Here is a 20166-nt window from a genome sequence, read left to right as displayed (position 1 = left end):
TATAGCCAGGCCAGATACTGACGAACCGGCACAAGCAACCTGCACGCAATTATACATACATGAATGTATGTTAAAAAGCATTTTTTCATGCCACACCCGATACCCTGACAAACCCACCAGACGGGAATAAATATCAACAGCATTTGCAGACTTATCGAAAAAAACCGTTATAATCATCGCCATCTACACACACGGAACAGCTGTGTGCTCATCCAACAGGGAGATAGGCCCACGGATGAGCATGTCATGGTCGCAGGAGCGATGACCCATACATCCCGCCCCATTCGATCCGCCTCCCAGACTGATTTTCGTGCTGCGTTACCCTGACTGAATACTTGTTGGAGAGAACTCATGGCTGAGCTGATTATTTTTGGTTTTCCTTTGCTGGTACTGGCGATTTTATATTTCTGGTATATCGCGATTATTTCACGGCGCAATGCGGTGCTTGATGCGCTTTCAGGCATCGATGTACAGCTGAAAAAACGTCATGACCTGATCCCCAATGTGCTGACGATCGCCAAGCGTTTTATGCAACATGAACAGGATCTGCTGGAAGAAATTACCCGGCTCAGATCTGCGGCTATCTCGGCTCTGGAAAAGTTCGAAGATACTCAAAGTGCTGATGCAGCCAGCACCCACTTTTCGCTGGAAAACCAGCTTCAACGGGCCATGGGACGATTCATGGTTCAGGCCGAAGCCTATCCGGAACTGACGTCGGCACAACCCATGATCAATGCTCAGAACAGCTACCTGGAAGTGGAAACCAATATTGCTGCAGCCCGTCGCTTTTATAACACCTCGGTCAGACGACTGCGTAACAGCTGTGAAATTTTCCCGGGCACTCTGATCAATAAAATGGTTCGTATCGAGTCTTATCCCTTCTATCAGGCTGATCCTGCGGAAACACGCCCCGTCGATGCAGCTGCATTTCTATAAACCCTTTCACTGACAGACAGGATGGCACGATAAGGTTATGGCATCGACAAACACTTCCAGCTATCAGGTTTCCAGGAAGCTGAAGCAATCCGGCATCATGATGCACCTACTCGTCAGTGAGTGGCGCTCTTTCATCAAGCACACGCTGCTACGCAAACAAAAGCTGCCACCGTCACAACAACTGGACATCACGCTGGACGATGCAGCGCGCAAAACCTTTGAAGACGCCCTGCTGCCACTGGAAACCCTGCGCCAGCAAATCAATCAGGACGCCTGGATACTACGCAAAGTCGCCCTGCCTCTGCTATTGGTCTACATGGTGGTCTGTCTGTTTATTTTTCCTGTGGGGAAGCTCCTCTCCTTTTGGGTTCTTGCCTTGCCACTCACCCTGCTCTGCCTGCCTGCTGGCGTCATCAAAGAAACATTTTTCGATGCCTATGAACACTACAACGACCAATTCAGGCATGCTTTTATTCCTGCTCTGGCTAAAAGCTTCGGTGATATTGAGTATCAGCAGAATGGCTATATCGCAGATGAGCGCTTCAAGAACAGACTGCCAATGGGAGCGACATCATTTGATTTAGGCCTGGCCATAGCGCGTACAGAACAGGAAGATTATTTCTGTGGTACTCATCGTGGCTGTCGTTGGGAGCTGGTACAGGCCAACTTTTTCAATTACAAACATAAGTCGACTTTTAAAGGATTACTCCTGTTACTGGAGCTTCCCCGATCCTTTGAAGGCACGACTGTCATCAACATGAGAAACCCGGTCAAGGGAGCCCAAAGGGTCCATCTGGAACAAGGTGAATTTTCAGATCACCTGATCGTCAGCAGTACCGATCAGATTTCGGCCAGAAGCTGGCTCACTCCGGCGGTCATGGAGCGCCTCTATCAACTACGCCTGCTCTTTGATGGACTAAAAGGTCACCTCGCTGGTTCCAGCCTGTTATTGATGCTGGATACACCGAATTTCCTGTCCTTGCCACCCATTGATATTCCATTAACCGAAACAAAACCCTGCTTACACTTTGTATCGGAACTTGAGACTCTGTATCAACTGATTGACACTCTGTTGGCACAGTTTCCAGACCTGCCGCCTCAAACACCACGAGCGGTATAACGTCAGGTCTTCTTGTGAGGAAACGCTAGCATGCGCACTGTACTTTTTTTCTGTATCACCTTGCTCCTTGCATTCATGACGCTCTGGTCCTTGCAAGGTACTCAGTGGAAGATGACCCTGTTCACCGGCTTGCTGACACTGGGCTTCGGTCTGACATCAGTCAAGCGCCTGTTGCCAGATCCTGCCACGGCAAGCCCAAAGGTTAAAAACTTGCGCGCCCTGCTCTTTATAACGGCTTTTTTTGCGTTTGTATTTGCTGTCAAAATGATCCAGGTAGCATGATTACCATGAGCAAGACTCCTCCTGCTGAAGCAAAAAAGGATCGATAAAACCGATTCAAAAATATCAATTATCCTGTTTTATCGATTCATCTTCAGTGCTATAAAACAGTTGTAACCCAGCATTGGAGGTGTCACATGAAAACAATCAGACAAGTTACACTGGATGCGCACAAGCCGGTCAATGAGCTGTTGCTCCGTGAAGGCTACCGAATCGTCAAGACCGAATTCAGCTTACTCAATCAGTCGATTGTGGCCTGGATTGAAGAACCATTACGTGCTGACTTACCCCTGCTGCCCTGCTTTCTGAAGGTCATTGAAAATAGTCAGCCGGTTCCCCTGGTCTATGAGTATGTCAGTTCAGCCTTTAACCCTTTTGAGTCCAAGGCAGTACACCTGTTCAAAGTACCTGAAAGTGTAGCGCGTGCAGAACCCACAACCCTCTCTGCAGTGGCTTAAGGCAGGTTTTCTTGGACAAGAAGATTAACTATAAACACTTACACTACTTCCGAACCATTGCCAGGGAAGGCTCCATCACGGCGGCCAGTGACGTCCTGAAACTGGCTCCTCAAACCCTGAGTGGTCAACTCACGCAGCTGGAATCGGATTTTGGGCGGCTACTTTTCAGACGCGAAGGACGCAAGCTTCATCTGACCAGTTTCGGGCAGCAGGTATTTGATTACACCGATGCGATGTTCTCGATTGCTGATGAGCTGGCCCATTTTATCAGCACCGATGAGCTGATAGAGCGCAATATTTTTCGCGTCGGCGTCTCCTCTTCAATTCATAAGCTGATTGTTTACAACCTGATTCAACCTGCTTATCAGCATACACCCTCGCTGCACTTGATCTGTAAAACCGGCGAGACCGAGCGGCAGCTGAATGAGTTGCGCACTCACCGGCTGGACCTGCTGATCACAGATCGCTTGAAAGTCATTGAAGACATTACTTCATTTCAGATTAAAGAGGTACTCAGCTCAGGTATTAGCCTGTTCGCCGCACCCAAGATTGCCCGGAAGTTACGCGAAAAAGGCCTGCCGGACAGTCTGCAGGGCTCTCTGTTACTCGCCAATGCGCGGAATGCAGTGTACTTTGAGCGCCTGATCGCCTGGCTGGCAAAACGCAATATCCATATGCGTATTGCAGCTGAAATCGATGACAGTGCCCTGATCAAGATTTTTGGCTCACATGGCATGGGCGTCTTTGCTGCACCCACCATGATCGCCGATGAAGTCTGCCGTCAATATCAGGTCGAAACACTGCTGGAAATTGACAGTGTACAAGACAAGATCTATGCCGTGTATAACGATATCTCCAGTGCATCGCCCTGGATTACACAAATATGTCAGCAAACCTATCAGTAGCTATCACGCAACCGGGCATAGAGGTTGGAGGTGTCCTTAGTTGATCATTGGGCAAGCCAGGCAATTTGGAGCCGCACAGCGGTGGAAAAATTATCCGGCAACAACGGCTGGTTATGCATTACTCGTAGTGGCTCCAGAGCCTGAGAACTTTCACCACCCGCTCGTCTTCCAGCACCTGGTAAACCAGACGATGCTGAATATTGATGCGGCGCGAATACGTCCCCGCGAGGTCACCAATGAGCTTTTCAAACGGAGGCGGCTTGCAGCATGGATCTTCCGCTATCAGCGCTAACAGTGCCTGGGCTTTCGGTTTGAGACCACTGGAGGCCAACTTAATTGCATCCAATGTAACCCAGTACTCAAACGTTACTACACTCGCTTGAAGGCTTCAGGAAAGCTGCCCAAGGTTGCTTTGATTGCCTGCATGCGAAAGCTGATCGTTATCCCCAATACGATGGTCAAAAACAAGGAACGACGGTGCTCAAAAAATGCATAAATATATTGACTGGTGACCACAGTCACTTGTTATGTGCGACTACTCCACGAGGCAAGATATTCATGCAAAATCAAGCAGCGCCAGCCTTTCAAAGTATCGCGCTCTTTTTACGCTCAGTTGGCTTCAACTAACTCATCCAAGCATGAAATCATCTACATCGTTTACACTGCGCAAGATTTTCTCTTCGGGAACACCATAAGCAATGGCAAGATCAACGCTGGCCGATAGGGCCAGCTGGTAGTTCAGGTCGAAGTCAAAGGCTGCATCAGTCAGCTTGCCCAGCTTATCGAATTCGGCGTTAATCTCATCAACAACACGTTGATAAGTCTTGTCCAGAGAAGCCAGGAAGCTGTCCATTTCCGCCCTCAAGGATTCCATATACTTGACATCAAGGCCCTGCGCCAGTTGTAACATCATTTTCCCTGAGATTGATCCGATAATGCCGCCAAGCACCGGTATCGGAATAATGGTCTGTCCAGCTGCCGTCGCCAAGCCAACGATGGCTGATTCGGCACACAGACACATGCCTAAATCAAAATACTCCTCGGAACTGATTTCCCCTGCCATGTACTCATTGGTCAGCGTAGCCAAGCCTTTGCCAGCGCTGACCACAGCCGCAGCGAAGGGTGCAGCCATGCCAGCATAGTTGGTCAGGCCATAAATTGCACCACCAGTGATAGCACCAGCACCAAAGCCTTTGGCTCCTGCAAAACCTACATCCTTCCAGTCGTCGGCTGTGAATTCACCCCGGAAGACATTCTTACCTTCCCGAGCTTTGGTATATAGTGCCATCCCGGTGGTGATTACTCCGCTAACAGCACCGGCCACTGCGGCAGCTTGGGCAGCCCCAGCCCAAGATGGACCGTGATCTAACTCGATCTGCTCTTTGTGATCCGAGTTTATGTCATCAAGTTCAGCTTCATGAGCATCAAGCGTGTCATGCGCCACTCCCAACTGAACCTCTGAATAGGTGGATATACTGGGAGTAACAGCCTCTTCAAATTTCTTCCCGGTTAGCTCCTCTATCTTGCTGACCCACTCCCTGATCGCTCTTTGGCTTTTTTCATTAAGCTCAGTTTCCCCCCCATTAAGCACCCGCATGACAGTTTCGTATTTGTCAGATGGAAACATCAGGCCACTATCTTCGGCCATATCAGGGTATTTCTCTAGGTGCTCGACAAATGCACGCAACCCTTGAGATATGTTACCGTAGAACTTCGATTGAAATGCCTGATTATCAATAAAGAAGTCCGCAGCACCAGTGCGCGTGGTTCCCTCAAATGTGGCAACAGGATCGTTCCCACCAATAATGGAATAGGCATTGCGAATCTGAACCTCGACTATCTCCGCAAATTCACCATGCTTTGATCCCTCGGAGCCTAGAATTCTTGAGGGATCTTCTAACCATGCTCGGGCACCATCAACTTGTTCAAGAGCTTTTTCTAACAAGAGTTCTTGAGCATTCAGTGCGGCGTCTTTTGATGCCTCACGTACCTCGTTAAGGTGCTGTACCGCTACCCCAATAATCTGGTCACGAACGACACTGTTTCTAGAAGCCATATCAGCTTACATCCACCTTCTTGTTCAGCAACTCGGAGAGTGAGTGAACATGATTAATCAGTGCTGCGATACTTTGGCGCATTTCCAGATTGAACTGGTTGTAGTCTACCGGTGCATCCTGCTTCAGCTTGGTTAGCATCTCACGCATACCCTTGGTGTGTTGATCAGTCTGCTCCAGCATTCGGTCAATTTCTAGGGTGGCTGACCGGGTTGTTCGTATATGAACCTCCAGCTCTTTACGAGCGGCAGTGGCTTGATCTGCGATTTTGCCGTTCTTGCTTCGGGCAAACAAACCAGCACCCACAATAGCAGTACCGCCAATTGCCCAGCCCACCGGGCCGGCCAGTGCCAGCAAAGCCTTACCGCCGGCCACACCCGCGCCACCTTTGGCCAAAGCTCCACCACCCAGCCACGCCAAAGCCGCTTTAGAGGCTGCGGCACCAGACAAAGTAGAAATGGCGGTTCCAGTTGATGCGGTACCAAACGTGGTAGCCACTGCCATGGCCGCAGTAGGAGCAAAAGCTGCGGTACCGACCCCTGCTGCTACACCGATCGCAGCGCCGCCACCGGCCTTGACTTGAGCCTCTTTAGCAGCAAGCTCTAACTCATGCAGGATACTGTTGAAAACTGTGAACTCGGCTTTGTACTCCGCAAAACTCTTGTCGAAATCCTTGGGGGTGTTGGCTAGACTGTTGACGTACGCCTCGACCTCTGGGATCAGCTCCAAGCTTGTAGATTGCCTCAGCTTGAAAAGTTCCTCCGCTTTGACCTGCGCTCTTTCGCAAAGATCAGTGTAGTCAGCCTGCGCTTTTTCAAGCGCCCTCAATGCTTCCTTCTTAACACCAGTTTTGAACATTTGACGACTCCTTACGAACTATTGCTGTGGTAGCACATAACGAGCCTGTCGGATTAGACATTTTGAAATCAAAATTCCCAGCATCGACAGCCCCTGCTTCATTCTGTTAATTGTGACCTGCTCATATCAGTGAACTTTGCCACTCATTCAAACAGCCGATACTCATCAGTTCAGGCTATCACAGTCACCATTTGGTGGATTATGATTTAGCTCAATGCCTTTGTTGCCCCTGTGTCGCAATCTTCTCAAGGTTATGTACCATACAATACATCATCCACTGCGCGTTCACCTTGGATTTACCCCTCAAGGTAAACCGATTCAAGCCTTTGTTGCTTTCCAGGTTGCCGAACACCGGCTCGACTGTTCCCAAGCGCTGACTGTATATATGGCGGCCCATTGGGCTGTCGATCTTCTGCTTCATCTTCTCGATAAAACTGGACAGGAGTTTGCGCTCACCCAGTGTAAAGCTCACTTGTTGTCCATCTTGTTGATTGGGTCTACGCAGGCACTGATGTTTTAGAGAGCAGTCTCGACAGTGTTGGCGGTAAACCTGGAAGCTGATGGTTTCTTGCTCGCCAATCAGGCCCTTGAAGCGTTTCCACATCGGCTGGCCAACCGGGCAACGGCAGGTTTCCGTCAGCGGATCATAATTAAACTCAGCGGGTGTGAAACGTTGTGCTACCTGGCCACCACGTTCTTTACGTCGCTGTGCCTGGGCTTTATTGAAGGTTACAGATTCAGCAAAGCGTGGATCGCATTTACGGAACTGGTTATCGGCAATGTAGCCATCGATACCCAAGTGATAGATCAGCTTTATATTGGCACTATCGGGATCAGTGATATTGCCCTTTATCGGTGTACCACGCTGACCGAGCCGTTCAGGCGCGGTCGCTAAGTGCTTTTTTATCTTGGCAGAGACCTTTTCCAATTTCTCAATCTGAGCCTGCTCACGGGCGAGGATTTCAGGCGGTTGATCCTGATGGTCCCCTTGCTGATGCACGGTCAGCATACGTGAAACTGCACGGTCTATCTTGGCCTGTTTACGGTTTAATTCAGCACGTGTACCGCTCCATTCTTTGGCGGCATTAGAGGGTAGCTTACAGCCATCAATGGCAAACATCTCCCGACCAATCAGGTTGAGCCCATCACACACCATCAGCACATGCGTAAACAACGGCGCGATCACTTCATCCATACGGGAGATAAACTCTGCAATCGTGCTGTGATGCGGTTGGCTGTCAGCCGACAGAGCCATGAAAATCACGTTCTCACGACACGCCTGCGCAATCTTGCGGCTACTAGTGATGCCTCGGGAGTAAGCGAATAACACCACCTTCAGCAGAATTGCCGGATCATAAGCCGGAGCACCGTTGACGTCATTGCGATAGCGGGATTCAAACACGCTGAGATCGAGATCATTATCCACGACGTGGTTCAGCGTATATTCAAAGGTGCCGGGTTGGATTTGATCCGCAAAACGCAGCGGAATCATCTTGGTCTGGTTGTAATCGTAGTGCTTGTACCGTGCCATCCTTGCCACCTCTGATCTCGAAGTCGATTCATTGATCTTAGCCGATCACTGTGCCACCCGCCAAGGGCTGGAGGACTTATCCGACAGTCTCAACGCCCGCGTTCAACAGCGTAGTGGAACTACGTCTGTTGCAACCGTTTGTTATGCCCGCTCCGCTTCATGTCAGGTTCGCTTTTTGAGAGACGAGTAAACCTTGCTTTTTTCCCGCTTGCCTACGGCAAGCACATACACAAGCAGCTCATCGTCCATAACCTCATAGGCTAACCGGTAACCAGCAGAGCGCAGTTTAATTTTATACACGGATTCATAGCCACTTAATTTATCAGCAGCCACTCTGGGATTTTCCAATCGCTCCGCCAACTTTTTCTTGAACTGGCTCTTTATTGGGGCACCAAGCTTTTCCCACTCTTTCAGCGCAGCCGGAAGAAAGCGCAGGTTATAAGTCATCCAACGACACCGCTATAGCTTGATCTTTGTCGCCACGACGCTCCTCAACAAGCTGCGCCAGTTCATAGTCGTCGACCATATCCATCAGAGCCTCGTAGGTCTCCGCTGGAACCAGGTAAGCCGCTGGCTTGTTGTGATTCAGCACTGCTATGGGTGAACCACTCGCCTGAGACAGTAAGGCTGAAGGGTTTTTCTTTAACTCTGAAATACTTACAGAAAAATCCGCTAATACCTGACGCATAAAAAACCCTATTCAGCTCTAAATTATGGTCATATATTAGCTCATATTATTGCCGGGCGCTACGAGCTTGTAGGCATACGCACGCCTAAACGGCGAGCAACTTGTTGTGAGTCCAACGGCCGTAGGCCGCGATGTTTAAGGCACTTGTATGGTTAATTTGCTCCATTTCTGGGTAAAGTGAGGCCCATCATTGTCGTCAACCCCATCAACATCCGGCGCTATGCCCAGGCTATTGGTGTTTTTGCCAAAACGGATAAGCTGGACGCTGCTGTTATTGCGCGTTTTGCTGGGTAATCCTCCATCAATCGGGTACTGCATGTGTTGTTGAAAGAGATCGATCAACTCACACAGAAGATTGACCAACTGGTTGCGCAAGTTAAACACTGGCGGGTTAAATCTGAAATCCTCACCAGTGTACCAGGGGTCGGCAAAGTCCTGGCGTATACGTTACTCAGTGAGCTACCCGAACTCGGTACGCTCAATCGAAAAGAGATCGCCGCGTTGGTTGGTGTAGCCCCTATGAACCGCGAAAGTGGCAACTATCGAGGCAAGCGAACCATACGGGGTGGCCGCCCACGCATTCGCACTGTAATGTTCATGGCCATGATGTCTGCCATTCAATGTAACCCAGTATTCAAACGTTACTACACTTGCTTGAAGGCTTCAGGAAAGCTGCACAAGGTTGCTTTGATTGCCTGCATGCGAAAGCTGATCGTTATCCTCAATACGATGGTCAAAAACGAGGAACGATGGTGCTCAAAAAGTGCATAAATATATTGACTGGTGACCACAGTCACTTGTTATGCGACAGTTTGGTGACGCTTGAGCCGACTTTCCACGCTCGCCCCTTGACGACTTTCGAAGATAATCATTGCTGCCTATAGCGTAGCGCATTGAGCAGCAGCGAAAATGCCGGCGACGAATGGCGGCGGCTTGGGTAATAAAGGTGATAGGGTTCGAAGGTCTTGCGCCACTGACCAAGCACTTCGACCAGCTCCCCGGATTCCAGCTCTTTCTCAAAGTACGCCTGCGGCAGGTAGGCTAAACCAAGCCCGGCCAGCGCGGCGTCGCGAACAGACGCGATGCTATTGGTGATCAATGGACCTTCCACTTTTACTCGCATTTCCTTCCCTGACTCTACAAACAACCAAGAAAATTGCTCGCCGTGCGTGGGCAGACGGAGATTGATGCAGGAATGTTCTGTGAGGTCGTGCGGGTGCTTCGGTTGCGGTCTACGCTCAAAGTAAGCGGGAGCACCGACCACCGCCATCGGGTGCGGACCACTGATCGGTACCGCGATCATGTCCTTCTCCACCAGACCACCGCGACGAACGCCGGCATCGAAACGGCCGCTGACAATATCCGTGAGGCCATAGTCGACGGCCAGTTCCACCCGGATATCCGGATACTCAAGAAGGAAACGCTCAATTGCCGGCAACAGCACACGGTGCACCGCATACTCGTCGGCCGTCAGGCGGACCGTCCCGGCGGGCTTATCCCGTAATGCGGTTATCTCTTCAAGGCCCGACTCAATCTGGCGCATGGACGGGGCCACCAGCGCGAATAGCCGATCACCGGCTGCAGTCATCGAGACACTGCGCGTCGTGCGCGAGAACAAGCGCAACCCAAGACGCTCCTCCAGACCCCGGATGATCTGGCTCAACGCCGATTGTGAAACCCCCAGTCGCGCGGCGGCCCGGGTAAAGCTGGCCTCTTCAGCGACCGCGAGGAAAGCCATCAAATCTTGCAGCTGACGCCCCTTCATTCATAAATCCTGCTAATAATGGCATCCTTATTTTGCCGTATTATCAAATAGCCTGCCAGTGCCTACGATGTACTCACGCTGGCATTTGCCAAGCGTCTAACGTCCAAACACCACCCTTTTCAGGAGGATCCACCCATGAATAACGTCATTGAAACCGTTAACATCCAAAACCCGGGCATGGCGTGGCACATCGCAGCAGACATCCACTTCCCGCCGGGCTTTGACAAGCACCAAACCTACCCGGCGATCATCAGTGCGCACCCCATTGGCAGCTGCAAGGAGCAGACCTCCGGCAATGTCTACGGCGCCGCGCTTGCCAGTGAAGGCTTCATAGTGATCGCCTTCGATGCCAGCTACCAGGGGGCCAGCGGCGGCGAGCCCCGCCTTACCGAGGACCCGGGCCAGCGCGTGGAGGATTTTCGCCAAGTCATCGACTATCTGGTGACCTTGCCCTATGTGGATGCCGACCGTATCGGCGTGCTCGGCGTCTGCGGTGGCAGCGGATACGCCATCAGCACCGCCAAATCCGAGCGCCGGCTCAAAGCCGTGGTCTCCATCACCGGCGCCAACTTCGGGCGCATCAGTCGCGAAGGCTTTGCCGGTTACGATCCGCTTGGGACGCTGGAAGCCATGGCTAGTCAGCGCACCGCCGAGGCTCGTGGCGGCAAAGCGCAGGTGGACGACGTACTTCCGCCCAGCGTGGAGGGCGCAAAAAAGGCCGGTGTTACCGACATTGATGTGCTTGAGGCTACCGACTACTACAAGACACCTCGCGGCCAGGCCCCACAAGGTAAGACCAGCTTCCTGTTCTCGCGCCGGGCTGCGGCAGTCGACTGGGATGCCTTCCACCTCGCCGAGGTGTTGCTGACCCAGCCGTTACTGGTAGTGATAGGCGACAAGCCCGGCGGCTTCGGAGCCTATCGCGATGGCCTGGAGATCTACGGCCGGGCGGCATCAAAAGACAAGGAACTGCTGGTACTGCCGAATACTTCGCACTATGACTTGTACGACCAGCCTGAGGCCACCACGAAGGCACTCGAAAAAGTCGTTCCGTTTTTCCAAAAACACCTGTCTGCCTGATTGCAATGCCTGCGTCCGCCGCCATTATGGCGGCGGACGCAGGAAGCAGATTAACGAAACCCATCGCGGGTCATTTAGCTATCTCTTTTGCAGCGACAATTGCCGCCAGCCAGCCGATCCTGCGAAATATTGCGAGTGCGCATAACGCTCGCAACACCGGACAATTTGCAGCGAAGCGAAAAATTGTTCCGTGTGCTTGCGTTTGTTAAGCCATCTGCCGCCAATGAGTGACATCTTGAATCTCGGCTAAATCGTCCTGCTCTGCTTGTTGTGTCTTGTAAAGGTCCCATCTGATTTGCAGGTTGAGCCAAAAGTCGGCCGAAACACCAAAGAACAGGCCCAAACGAAGCGCAGTACTGGGCGTGATACCACGCTTCTGATTAACCAGTTCATTAACCCTTTGGTAAGGAACATGAATGGCATCTGCCAGTTCGCGCTGTGTAATTTGCATCGGGTGCAAAAACTCTTCTAGAAGCATTTCACCAGGATGGATCGGCTGTCTATGTGTAGGAATACGGATCATATTTTACCTCTAGTGGTAATCGGTTAGCTCTACTTCGTCGGGGCCAGCTTCAGTCCACTTAAAGCAGATCCTATATTGATCGTTCACTCGAATACTGTGCTGCCCTTTTCTATCGCCAGACAAAGCTTCCAACCTGTTACCCGGAGGAACTTTCAGCTCATCACGATGGACAACAGAGTCCAATAATTCGAGCTTTCTTACAGCAATTCTCCACAAAGACTGTGGGCATAATTTTCGGGCTGCCTTGGAGGCCACTCCATTGAAGATATCTTCGGTGCCCTTATCTTTGAAATGAATAATCATGATAGAACGGTAGCACGGCTTCCATGCTACGTCAATTTCGATTGTGAGCGAACAGGCTTAACGTCCGGCTCATTTGCGCCGCTTTGTGGCGTCAAATGGAGCCACTTGTTAGAAGTAAATTTACAGTTTTTTCTGCAACCAAGTAGTACTAATGTACCTCCCATCTTTCACTCCGTACTCATCAAATGTGCCAACTTCAATGAAACCAAACTTTTTATGGAATGCAAGCGAGGCTACATTAGGCAACGCTACTCCTGCTATTGCTCTGTGAAGTCCAAAAATCTCCAGCGATACAAACAGAGAGTTATACAAATGCGTCCCAACACCTACCGACTTTGACTTGGGTGAAATATATACACTGACCTCAACTGTTTCATTGTATGCAGCTTCAGGCCTATATTTTTGTGAACAACAAAACCCTAATACTTCATTATCATTCACCGCCACAAACATTTGACATGGTGTTTCTTGACTGAATGAAAGTAGCCACGATTTCCTATCACTTAATGGAACAGGAGATGGCTCAAAATAACGAGCATCGCTATTAAGTATATAGTGATTGAGTATTTCTGTTATTTCACTAAAGTCGTCTTCAACCACATGGCGAACATTCATGCTTACTCCTTTGTTTCGTACTGCAATTCTAACGCCCGCGTAATAGGCGCGAGCTTGCGAGCGTCCTAATTGACGCGATTGTTAGATTTTTCCTGGCCCAGAGCTAGGCCAGAGTAAATTGCAAAACAGACAACAATAAGTGAAAACCCTGCAAGAACCTGAAAAACAGAAAGTAGCTGGAGGATAGGATTTGATGGGCTTATATCGCCATAGCCAAGAGTGGTTATAGTGACGCCACTAAAATAGATCGCTTCAAATATTGTCGAAAACTGGTAGCAATCCTTAAAGTAATAGGACGGTGCTAAATAGTACAAGGTAGCAAAATTTATAATTAGCTCAATGTAGCTATTAAATGAAAGTCTTAGTCTCTGTCCATATTTAAGGTCACTCGAAGGCTTATCTCCATCGAGTTTTTGAACCGCGTCATCCAGAAATGATTTAAATATCTCTACAGCTCTTGAAATAAGAAAAATCCACGATAAGAAAATGACCAGCCCACCAAACACATATTTGGCAAAATCATGCGCATAATACCCGCCATCAAAAAAATAGTGCCCTATGGGTACTAAAATCGCTGCCCCCACACACCAGCTGATAGACATCAGAAGATAACGCCTATTATATTCGCGCAGTGCATCAGATAGGTCGCTGGGTTTGCCAGTTTTTTCTATAAGTTCGAGCTTCTTCTTTTCTGCATATTTATATGTTGGGGATATTAGCCACCACAACTTTCTTGTTTTTTCCTTCTTCATGTGATCCCCATGGTTTAAAACCTACGATAAATCTAACGCCTTGCTCACCGGAAAATTAGGAGCGCAGCGAGTAATTTTTCCGAGTGCAGCAATTTGTTATGACTAGAAACGGTTACGTTCCAGCCAACTAATAAAATCCGGGGCATCCTCTGTGAACCGGTTTGTCTCATGATCCCACAAAAAAATTGCTGGAGACTCGCCGACAGACCAGCAGAAAAGGTCACCGCAACCATTGCTAGCAAAAGCGATATAAGCTCGGCTCTTTACGTAAATCTGATTTTCTAGCAGTTCTTGAGGAGCGAGAATTTCAGCGCTAAACCTCAGATCGTTTAAACCGCCCAATCTAACAAAATCACGATACCAACCTTTGAGCTCTGCTTTCAGAGCCAGCTCTACCTGATCCATTTCGCTTTCTGGTGGAATCGGCTCATCGAGCCGATACTTTTCGTTTTTGGCCAAGATACTCTCAATCTGATGCATAGCTTTAGTCATAACGCCTGCTATAAGCGGCCGAGTGCAACGAGGTCCGGCGCGCGCAGCGCGCGTACTTAATAGCTTGGTTAGGCATCAGCCTGCCTAAGTTTAGACCAAGTTCGATAACCAAAATAAATTACGGCTATACCAGGGAGTGATGTGACAATTTTCGCGCCCTGTATTTCTATCTCAATTACTCCAGATGCACCTATTAGTAATAAGAATAGGCCAGAAATTATTAAGAGGAACGACAATGTTTTTGAGGTTTGATAGTGCGCCCACCCCAATAAAGATTCTTTTGGAAGACTTTCTCTTACAAACTTTTTAGCCGCCCCTATTTTTCCGTATATCACGCCTAACAGAAACCCTGCTAGAAATAGAAATAAGACACCTCCAAATACAACTACATAGCCGCCCACAATTGGTGCAGCAATAAGGAATTGACTGTCTTGCTGTAAAATAGATAGGTTGATACCCGGATTTTTTAACTGTTGGTTTATGTTCAAAAATTGGTCACTATTCGATGGAAGCGGCCTTCCTATAAACGGGTTTTCTACTCCTGTAAACTCAGGGCCGGAGGAATTTGAGGGTTGTGAAGGGCTGTTTTCTTTCATCTATTATTCCTCCTTTCGATTGATGCATAACGCTCAAAGCAGGCGCGCCGCTTTTTGGCGTCGCCCTGCCTTTGCTTGTTAAATTTTGACCAACTTTTGCACACCATTACCCGTCCTTGCGTTGTTGAGAGTCACAAATCCGGAGCCGTCGTTAAAAGCATAAAATACAGAATTTTCGTGCAAGACTTGTTTCAACTTCTCAAGTTCGGCGGGATCGCTAGGCTCAACTATCCAGATACCTGCGGTTACGTAAGCTGGATTAGTTCGATCTATGGTGCAGCAATACTCAAAGTCGGTAAGCGCAGAAAGTAGTGGTCTTAGACCACCAATTAATGTATCCGATTTAGCCAATTTGGCCTCAAGGGATATTACCATTGCCATTTTTGAATAATCGAGATCGTCAGAATCCAGATCTGAGCTGTTGGAGTAGGTAATAATGTATTGCCCATCGGGAAAGTAAGTAGGGGAACCTTCCATCACCGTAGCCAATGCCTTCGGGCTTGAAAATTGAAACTCCAAATCTTGAACGTTACTCATCAGAGAAACAGATGTAAGCACAATGCCAGTCGCAGAAATTAGCCATTTTCTCAGACTTTCCTTATTCGGAAATTTCTTCTCATTCATTGCACGAATCTCTCCGAGAAATTTAACGCGGAAATAAACCGCGTGTGCTGCGCAGCAGTGCACGTCGGTTTAATTGATTGGTTAAAGGTTTCTGCGGGGATACAAATGGTATTCATGGTGACCAACCCGCTCAAATATCACCTCATCGCCAGGCTTCAGCTCATGAGCTTCGAAAAAGCGTCGAGTTAAAGGGCCTCGCACTCTAAAAAATTTTTTTGCTCCATCAATGTCAGCTTTAACGGGCTCACAAACACCAATGTAAAGAGTGGCCTCCTCTGCTGACTCTACTTTGTTCGAACCACCGATAAGCTCCGGTGGAAAAAAATCCATAATTTCCGTAAGAAGAATATAGTTGTTCTTAAAACTGTTTTCGTTGAGCTTTACCGACCTGTACTTCAACTTCTTTTTCTCCCTGACCTTTAACGCTTGGCTCTGGGGCTGCGGAGCGCAGCGTAATGCAGTCCCTAGCAGCCATTTGATACTCATTGAGCCTTCTCCCCAGCTTAGCCAGATTGGCTAAGCTGGAAGGCGACGAAACCAAAAAGGAGAAGACCCAATGAAATTTTATACTACACAACATCCGTACTATTGTGGAATAGATTTGCATGCACGGTCTTTGTACGTGTGCATTCTGGATGAAACCGATGAAACCATCCTGCACCGCGAAATCAAAGCACGACCAGAACCCTTGCTGGATTTATTAACCCCCTACATCGGCAACATTGTTGTGGGTGTTGAATGCATGCACTGCTGGTACTGGGTTAGTGATTTCTGTACCCAACACGGTATCGATTTCATTCTTGGCCATGCTTTATATATGAAAGCTATCCATGGTGGTAAAGCCAAAAATGATCGCATTGACTCCTATAAAATCGCTCACCTTATCCGTGGCGGCAACTTCCCGATGGCCTATGTGTATCCACCCGAGATGCGTGCAGCGCGTGACTTACTCCGTCGTCGTACCCGTATTGTGCGTCATGGTGCCGATTTAAAAGCGCATGTGAAAAACACCACCAGTCAGTACAACTTACCACCCAATAACCTGGATCTAAAATACCCTTGCGCTCGGGAAGCGATGCGAGATTGCTTTGATGATGCGTTCGTACAGCGCAATGTGGATCTGGACTTAAACATCATCGCGTTTTATCGCCATGAACTCAGCTCTATCGAGTGCTTTATTGAAAAGCATGCCAAACATCATAATGGCCGCGATTACCACATCCTGACCAGCTTTCCCGGCATTGGCCGTATTTTAGCGCTGACGATTCTGTACGAAGTCGGTGACATTGGTCGTTTTAACACGGTGCAGGACTTTGCTTCGTATAGTCGGCTCATCAAGTGTAAAGCGGAGTCAGCTGGTAAAAGTTACGGCACTCAGGGCAATAAAATTGGCAATGCGCATCTCAAGTGGGCCTTTGGTGAAATTGCCGTGCTGTACCTGCGTGGTAACGACAAAGCAAAAGCCTACTTACTGAAACTACAAAAGCGCATGAGCAAAGCCAAAGCGCTCTCGGCATTGGCACATAAAATTGGGCGCTGCGTGTACTACATGCTGAAAAATCAAAAGGTGTTCGATGAAAAACGTTTCCTGACCGGTGAAGTCGCGGGGCAAGGTGAGCTGAACGTCTAACTGGAACACCCTGGCTGATGCCCAAATGAAGGCTGGGTAGCCCGTAGCAATAAGCTGAAACACCCACCTTCTGGCACACGGCCGTAGCCAGAGCGCTTTGATTAGACACCTTGTCGCCGCGCACCCCTATCAGCAAGATGGTTTGCACCTGTGCTGAGCCTGAAACTAACTGGCTTGAAGCCCGACGCCTTGAATAGTGCCAGCAACAGGTTAACCGATGAATGTCTGGTGCCCCTGCTGTCAGCAAGGAGGCTGAAATCAGCAGGCACTCATTGAGCATGAGATAAGAGAGCCCCGATATGTGTTTGTTGTAGGCTATCGCCTGGCAACAATAATGACAGATGAAGCAGTCTATCTTGCTGATGGACAACAGACTGGCCGCTACCGCGGCCAGGAGAGCGGTTTTACCTATTGACTCCCGAGAGGCTCATATGTGTTATGTGTGGATGTCAGCATAGCTCTTTAGGTACTCCTTGGCTGAACCAAACGTAGGCATCATGGCCTTCTGATTCTCTTGAGACCATATAGGTAAGCGCCACTGGTGATCCTGCTTCAGAACAAAAGAAAATGGTAGAAACGTCCCATTTTCCTGATGGTAAATAACGTGCAGCTTCTGAACCGACGGTATGTACTCCTCAGAGACAATCTTTGCCGCCCCGTCCTCTTCTACACTGAACCAAATCCCGCCGTATTTTTCTTCCATGCTCACAGCTCACCTACACATAACGCCGCCAGCACGCGCGGCTTTGTAGTGAAGGCGAAGCCGCAACGAAAAAAACGTCGCCGTGGCTGGCCTTGTTAAATTTTTATAGCGCCATATGCAACAGTGGATAAGACTTGCCCTGACCATCGACTGGTGAGCGGCCTGTTACTTTAAAGCCAATATGCTGGTAGAAACCTAGCGCCTGCTCATTCTGCTCGTTTACATCGACCTTTGATGCTCCCTGCTCGTTGATAGCATGAGACGCTAACATGGCACCAATGCCTTTTCCGCGTGCATCAGGTGAGATGAACAACATTTCAATATTACCGTCATGTACGCCGCAGAATCCCTGTATTTCACCATTGCCGTTTTTAGCGCACCTTAAATCAACAGCGGCAAAGTACTGTTCCAGAATTAACGGCTTTAACTCCTGTAGATCATCTTCAGCTAAAAAGTCGTGGGTTGCTCTGACCGATGCCTCCCAGATTTCTATCAGCTTAAGATGATCTGCTTTTTCTGCGATCTCGATATTCATCACTAAACCTGATTGAAAATTTAACGTTTGCAGCATGCGCACCTATGGAATGGAGCCGAAGGCGCAATGTAATGGGTGTCGCCGTGCCTGCACTGGTTAGGCATATTTAACTTAATGGCCACAGAAAAGAGCCAAGATTTCTATTTTCAGACATTGCCACCAAAAAGCCTTTCGAGAATTTTTTTGTGTGCTGGACCCGATAGCTTGGGATTATATTGCTCCCAGCGTCTTTCATCGAACTTGGCTGTGGCATCAATGACTGGCGCCATTGACTCTGCACGTTCTTCTGCGGGGTATACTCGATTCATTGCAAGCCGCAAGGCATCAGAGCTTCGATCTTCGTCTAGCGAACCATCTGTATTAACTGTCAGTCGCATATTGTCTATTCGAATTACTTGCTCGGGCTTTCTTTCCTTCAGTGTGTAAAGCGCCATTGCTATATGAATATTGCTGCCAGCGAATTTTTTTAGACTTGGCTCATTTCGAGAAAAAAATCCTTCAAAGGCTTTCTGTGAAATGTGCTCAACACTGTCATCCGAATGCACTATGAAGACTCGGTATCCTATGCTCATTTTGATCTCCTCTGTGCCTAACGCCCGCAATAAGCGGCCGAGTGAAACGAGGTCCGGCGACCGCAGGGAGCGCACTTAATTGCTTGGTTATGCATTTAATCTGCCTTATTGCCGGGTTTACTTTGTACGGCCGCTTTGAAGGCATTGAACACTTCATTAAGCTTTTCAGTATTACCTTCTGAAGCTTCCTGCCTCATAATAGCAAGGTACTCACCGAAATCAGTGCCTTTCATCTGCTCAAGAATTTTGTCTGCCTCGTCTTTACTTGATAAAGCCTCTGGCATCCGTTCGATTTTTGCCAATCTTATATAGAGCTTTGTGGCTAACAGCCTACATGAGCTTACGAATGTTCTCTTAACAACCTCAGGCTCTCTTGACCCCATGCTACTCCGAGAGAGCTTAGCAAATTCTGAGACTTGATCGATCGTAGGGTCGGAATCAAACAGCACATCGAAACCTCGACCCTTCTTATCGAAATGAGCAGCACGATTTCGTATTTTTTGGACAAACCTAAGCGCTCTTCCTTCATCGTCGCTAATAAGCCCTAATGACATACAAAGAATTATCTTGGAGTCAAAGTCTCCAGCAGGTTTATTCAGTTCCGTCAATTTTTGTCCGAGCTTATCAGAAACACAAATCGCACGCACCAGAAGCCCAAGGATCTCTTCTAAATATGCTGCGAGAATTAATATAGCCCCGCGATCCGACTCTTTCTCGACAAGTTCAGTTACTTTTTTTGCTAGCCCAAGGAACTCCGCGCCCGGAACCTTTTCCTTTATTTTTTCGGTCACGTCGACTCCTCATGCATAACGCCAATGTTCAGCGGCCGGTTTGGAGGCGCACCGCGCCGGAAAACCGGTCCGGTGGAGGCCCGCCAGGGCCGGAACGAACTGCAACTACTTGTTATGTTTTCTGATTAAATCACCAGTAACTTTACTATGCCATTCTTCGTGACAGCTCCTACAGAGCATAGAAGTGGGCCACTGGTCTGCATCCTCAAAAAGCTTTATTGGAGCCCAATGATGCTTTTCCAAAAGCTCCAATTTGCCACACCTCTCACAAGGCGCTTTTTCGCGAAGAGGCATTTCAATGATCTCGTCGTCAGCACCCAAGACTTTTTTCGCTTTTGCTTTCTTTTCAAATAATC

The 20166-nt window shown here is 48.8% G+C and carries 26 protein-coding genes and 1 pseudogene; 8 read left to right on the top strand and 19 right to left on the bottom strand.

From position 1 onward, the window contains the following. Positions 1-351 precede the first annotated feature (351 nt). From ADINL_RS14905 to ADINL_RS14885, 5 genes are all read left to right on the top strand, one after another. On the top strand, positions 352-936 hold the full coding sequence (locus tag ADINL_RS14905) for a LemA family protein (protein WP_036549837.1): 585 nt from the start codon (positions 352-354) through the stop codon (positions 934-936). 37 nt (positions 937-973) lie between these two features. Next, a complete protein-coding gene (locus ADINL_RS14900) occupies positions 974-2056 on the top strand; it encodes a DUF3137 domain-containing protein (protein WP_036549834.1) in 1083 nt (360 codons plus the stop codon). 30 nt (positions 2057-2086) lie between these two features. Next, positions 2087-2338 (top strand): hypothetical protein, encoded by a 252-nt coding sequence (locus tag ADINL_RS14895; RefSeq protein ID WP_036549832.1) that lies wholly within the window; start codon positions 2087-2089, stop codon positions 2336-2338. 134 nt (positions 2339-2472) lie between these two features. Beyond that, on the top strand, positions 2473-2793 hold the full coding sequence (locus tag ADINL_RS14890; RefSeq protein WP_051632868.1) for a DUF7352 domain-containing protein: 321 nt from the start codon (positions 2473-2475) through the stop codon (positions 2791-2793). An 11-nt stretch (positions 2794-2804) separates the two neighbouring features. Beyond that, a complete protein-coding gene (locus ADINL_RS14885; protein WP_036549830.1) occupies positions 2805-3698 on the top strand; it encodes a LysR substrate-binding domain-containing protein in 894 nt (297 codons plus the stop codon). Positions 3699-3816: 118 nt separating this feature from the next. Here ADINL_RS14885 and ADINL_RS14880 read toward each other — a convergent pair whose 3' ends face one another. From ADINL_RS14880 to ADINL_RS14855, 6 genes are all read right to left on the bottom strand, one after another. Next, positions 3817-4044: a Txe/YoeB family addiction module toxin gene (locus ADINL_RS14880; RefSeq protein ID WP_036549826.1), complete on the bottom strand. Its 228-nt coding sequence runs from the start codon at positions 4042-4044 to the stop codon at positions 3817-3819. 282 nt (positions 4045-4326) lie between these two features. Continuing rightward, the gene (locus ADINL_RS14875) at positions 4327-5754 is read right to left on the bottom strand and encodes a hypothetical protein (RefSeq protein WP_036549823.1); all 1428 of its coding nucleotides are present in this window, start codon (positions 5752-5754) and stop codon (positions 4327-4329) included. A 1-nt stretch (position 5755) separates the two neighbouring features. Next, on the bottom strand, positions 5756-6610 hold the full coding sequence (locus ADINL_RS14870) for a hypothetical protein (protein WP_036549819.1): 855 nt from the start codon (positions 6608-6610) through the stop codon (positions 5756-5758). A 211-nt stretch (positions 6611-6821) separates the two neighbouring features. Beyond that, the gene (locus tag ADINL_RS14865) at positions 6822-8141 is read right to left on the bottom strand and encodes a transposase (protein WP_036549815.1); all 1320 of its coding nucleotides are present in this window, start codon (positions 8139-8141) and stop codon (positions 6822-6824) included. Between the two features lie 162 nt (positions 8142-8303). Next, complete coding sequence (locus tag ADINL_RS14860) at positions 8304-8588, bottom strand: type II toxin-antitoxin system RelE family toxin (RefSeq protein ID WP_036549811.1); 285 nt, start codon at positions 8586-8588, stop codon at positions 8304-8306. Next, positions 8578-8829: a type II toxin-antitoxin system Phd/YefM family antitoxin gene (locus tag ADINL_RS14855; RefSeq protein ID WP_036549808.1), complete on the bottom strand. Its 252-nt coding sequence runs from the start codon at positions 8827-8829 to the stop codon at positions 8578-8580. Before ADINL_RS14855 ends, ADINL_RS14860 begins: the two co-directional genes overlap by 11 nt. Positions 8830-9237: 408 nt before the next feature. Here ADINL_RS14855 and ADINL_RS14850 point away from each other — a divergent pair. Further along, positions 9238-9600 (top strand): annotated as a pseudogene (locus tag ADINL_RS14850) (transposase); the annotation flags it as partial. A gap of 97 nt (positions 9601-9697) precedes the next feature. Here ADINL_RS14850 and ADINL_RS14845 read toward each other — a convergent pair. After that, positions 9698-10594, bottom strand: coding sequence for a LysR family transcriptional regulator (locus ADINL_RS14845; RefSeq protein ID WP_036549805.1), 897 nt, complete (start codon positions 10592-10594; stop codon positions 9698-9700). 135 nt (positions 10595-10729) lie between these two features. Between ADINL_RS14845 and ADINL_RS14840 the strand changes: the two genes are divergently transcribed. Then, positions 10730-11674 (top strand): alpha/beta hydrolase, encoded by a 945-nt coding sequence (locus ADINL_RS14840; RefSeq protein WP_204368259.1) that lies wholly within the window; start codon positions 10730-10732, stop codon positions 11672-11674. 205 nt (positions 11675-11879) lie between these two features. On the opposite strand, the gene ADINL_RS14835 is transcribed toward ADINL_RS14840, so the two are convergent. From ADINL_RS14835 to ADINL_RS14800, 8 genes are all read right to left on the bottom strand, one after another. Next, positions 11880-12197: a HigA family addiction module antitoxin gene (locus tag ADINL_RS14835; protein WP_036549801.1), complete on the bottom strand. Its 318-nt coding sequence runs from the start codon at positions 12195-12197 to the stop codon at positions 11880-11882. A 9-nt stretch (positions 12198-12206) separates the two neighbouring features. Further along, complete coding sequence (locus ADINL_RS14830) at positions 12207-12500, bottom strand: type II toxin-antitoxin system RelE/ParE family toxin (RefSeq protein ID WP_036549798.1); 294 nt, start codon at positions 12498-12500, stop codon at positions 12207-12209. A 120-nt stretch (positions 12501-12620) separates the two neighbouring features. After that, on the bottom strand, positions 12621-13115 hold the full coding sequence (locus ADINL_RS14825; protein ID WP_036549794.1) for a GNAT family N-acetyltransferase: 495 nt from the start codon (positions 13113-13115) through the stop codon (positions 12621-12623). A gap of 65 nt (positions 13116-13180) precedes the next feature. Next, on the bottom strand, positions 13181-13867 hold the full coding sequence (locus ADINL_RS14820; RefSeq protein WP_036549790.1) for a potassium channel family protein: 687 nt from the start codon (positions 13865-13867) through the stop codon (positions 13181-13183). Between the two features lie 102 nt (positions 13868-13969). Beyond that, entirely contained in the window at positions 13970-14359 is a 390-nt protein-coding gene (locus tag ADINL_RS14815; RefSeq protein ID WP_036549786.1) for an SMI1/KNR4 family protein, read from the bottom strand. Between the two features lie 68 nt (positions 14360-14427). Next, entirely contained in the window at positions 14428-14955 is a 528-nt protein-coding gene (locus tag ADINL_RS14810; RefSeq protein ID WP_036549783.1) for a hypothetical protein, read from the bottom strand. Positions 14956-15033: 78 nt separating this feature from the next. After that, positions 15034-15579: a hypothetical protein gene (locus tag ADINL_RS14805; RefSeq protein ID WP_204368258.1), complete on the bottom strand. Its 546-nt coding sequence runs from the start codon at positions 15577-15579 to the stop codon at positions 15034-15036. Between the two features lie 81 nt (positions 15580-15660). Then, positions 15661-16065: a DNA binding protein gene (locus ADINL_RS14800; RefSeq protein ID WP_036549780.1), complete on the bottom strand. Its 405-nt coding sequence runs from the start codon at positions 16063-16065 to the stop codon at positions 15661-15663. A gap of 70 nt (positions 16066-16135) precedes the next feature. Here ADINL_RS14800 and ADINL_RS14795 point away from each other — a divergent pair, with 70 nt between their 5' ends. Beyond that, positions 16136-17209 carry an IS110 family RNA-guided transposase gene (locus ADINL_RS14795; protein WP_036549777.1) on the top strand — a complete coding sequence of 358 codons (1074 nt, stop codon included), beginning with the start codon at positions 16136-16138 and terminating at the stop codon, positions 17207-17209. Between the two features lie 436 nt (positions 17210-17645). Here the strand turns inward: ADINL_RS14795 and ADINL_RS14790 are convergent, their stop codons facing one another. From ADINL_RS14790 to ADINL_RS14775, 4 genes are all read right to left on the bottom strand, one after another. Continuing rightward, entirely contained in the window at positions 17646-17912 is a 267-nt protein-coding gene (locus tag ADINL_RS14790; protein WP_036549775.1) for a hypothetical protein, read from the bottom strand. Positions 17913-18015: 103 nt separating this feature from the next. Continuing rightward, complete coding sequence (locus tag ADINL_RS14785; RefSeq protein WP_036549773.1) at positions 18016-18447, bottom strand: acetyltransferase; 432 nt, start codon at positions 18445-18447, stop codon at positions 18016-18018. A 146-nt stretch (positions 18448-18593) separates the two neighbouring features. Beyond that, positions 18594-19019: a hypothetical protein gene (locus tag ADINL_RS14780; RefSeq protein ID WP_036549771.1), complete on the bottom strand. Its 426-nt coding sequence runs from the start codon at positions 19017-19019 to the stop codon at positions 18594-18596. Positions 19020-19114: 95 nt separating this feature from the next. Further along, the gene (locus ADINL_RS14775) at positions 19115-19810 is read right to left on the bottom strand and encodes a hypothetical protein (RefSeq protein ID WP_036549769.1); all 696 of its coding nucleotides are present in this window, start codon (positions 19808-19810) and stop codon (positions 19115-19117) included. Positions 19811-20166: the final 356 nt, after the last annotated feature.

Origin of the sequence: Nitrincola lacisaponensis (assembly GCF_000691225.1) — a bacterium.
In the GTDB taxonomy this organism is placed as follows: Bacteria; Pseudomonadota; Gammaproteobacteria; order Pseudomonadales; family Balneatricaceae; genus Nitrincola; species Nitrincola lacisaponensis.
The sequence above is the reverse complement of the archived record's forward strand: the minus strand, read 5'-3'. Positions and strand labels throughout refer to the sequence as shown.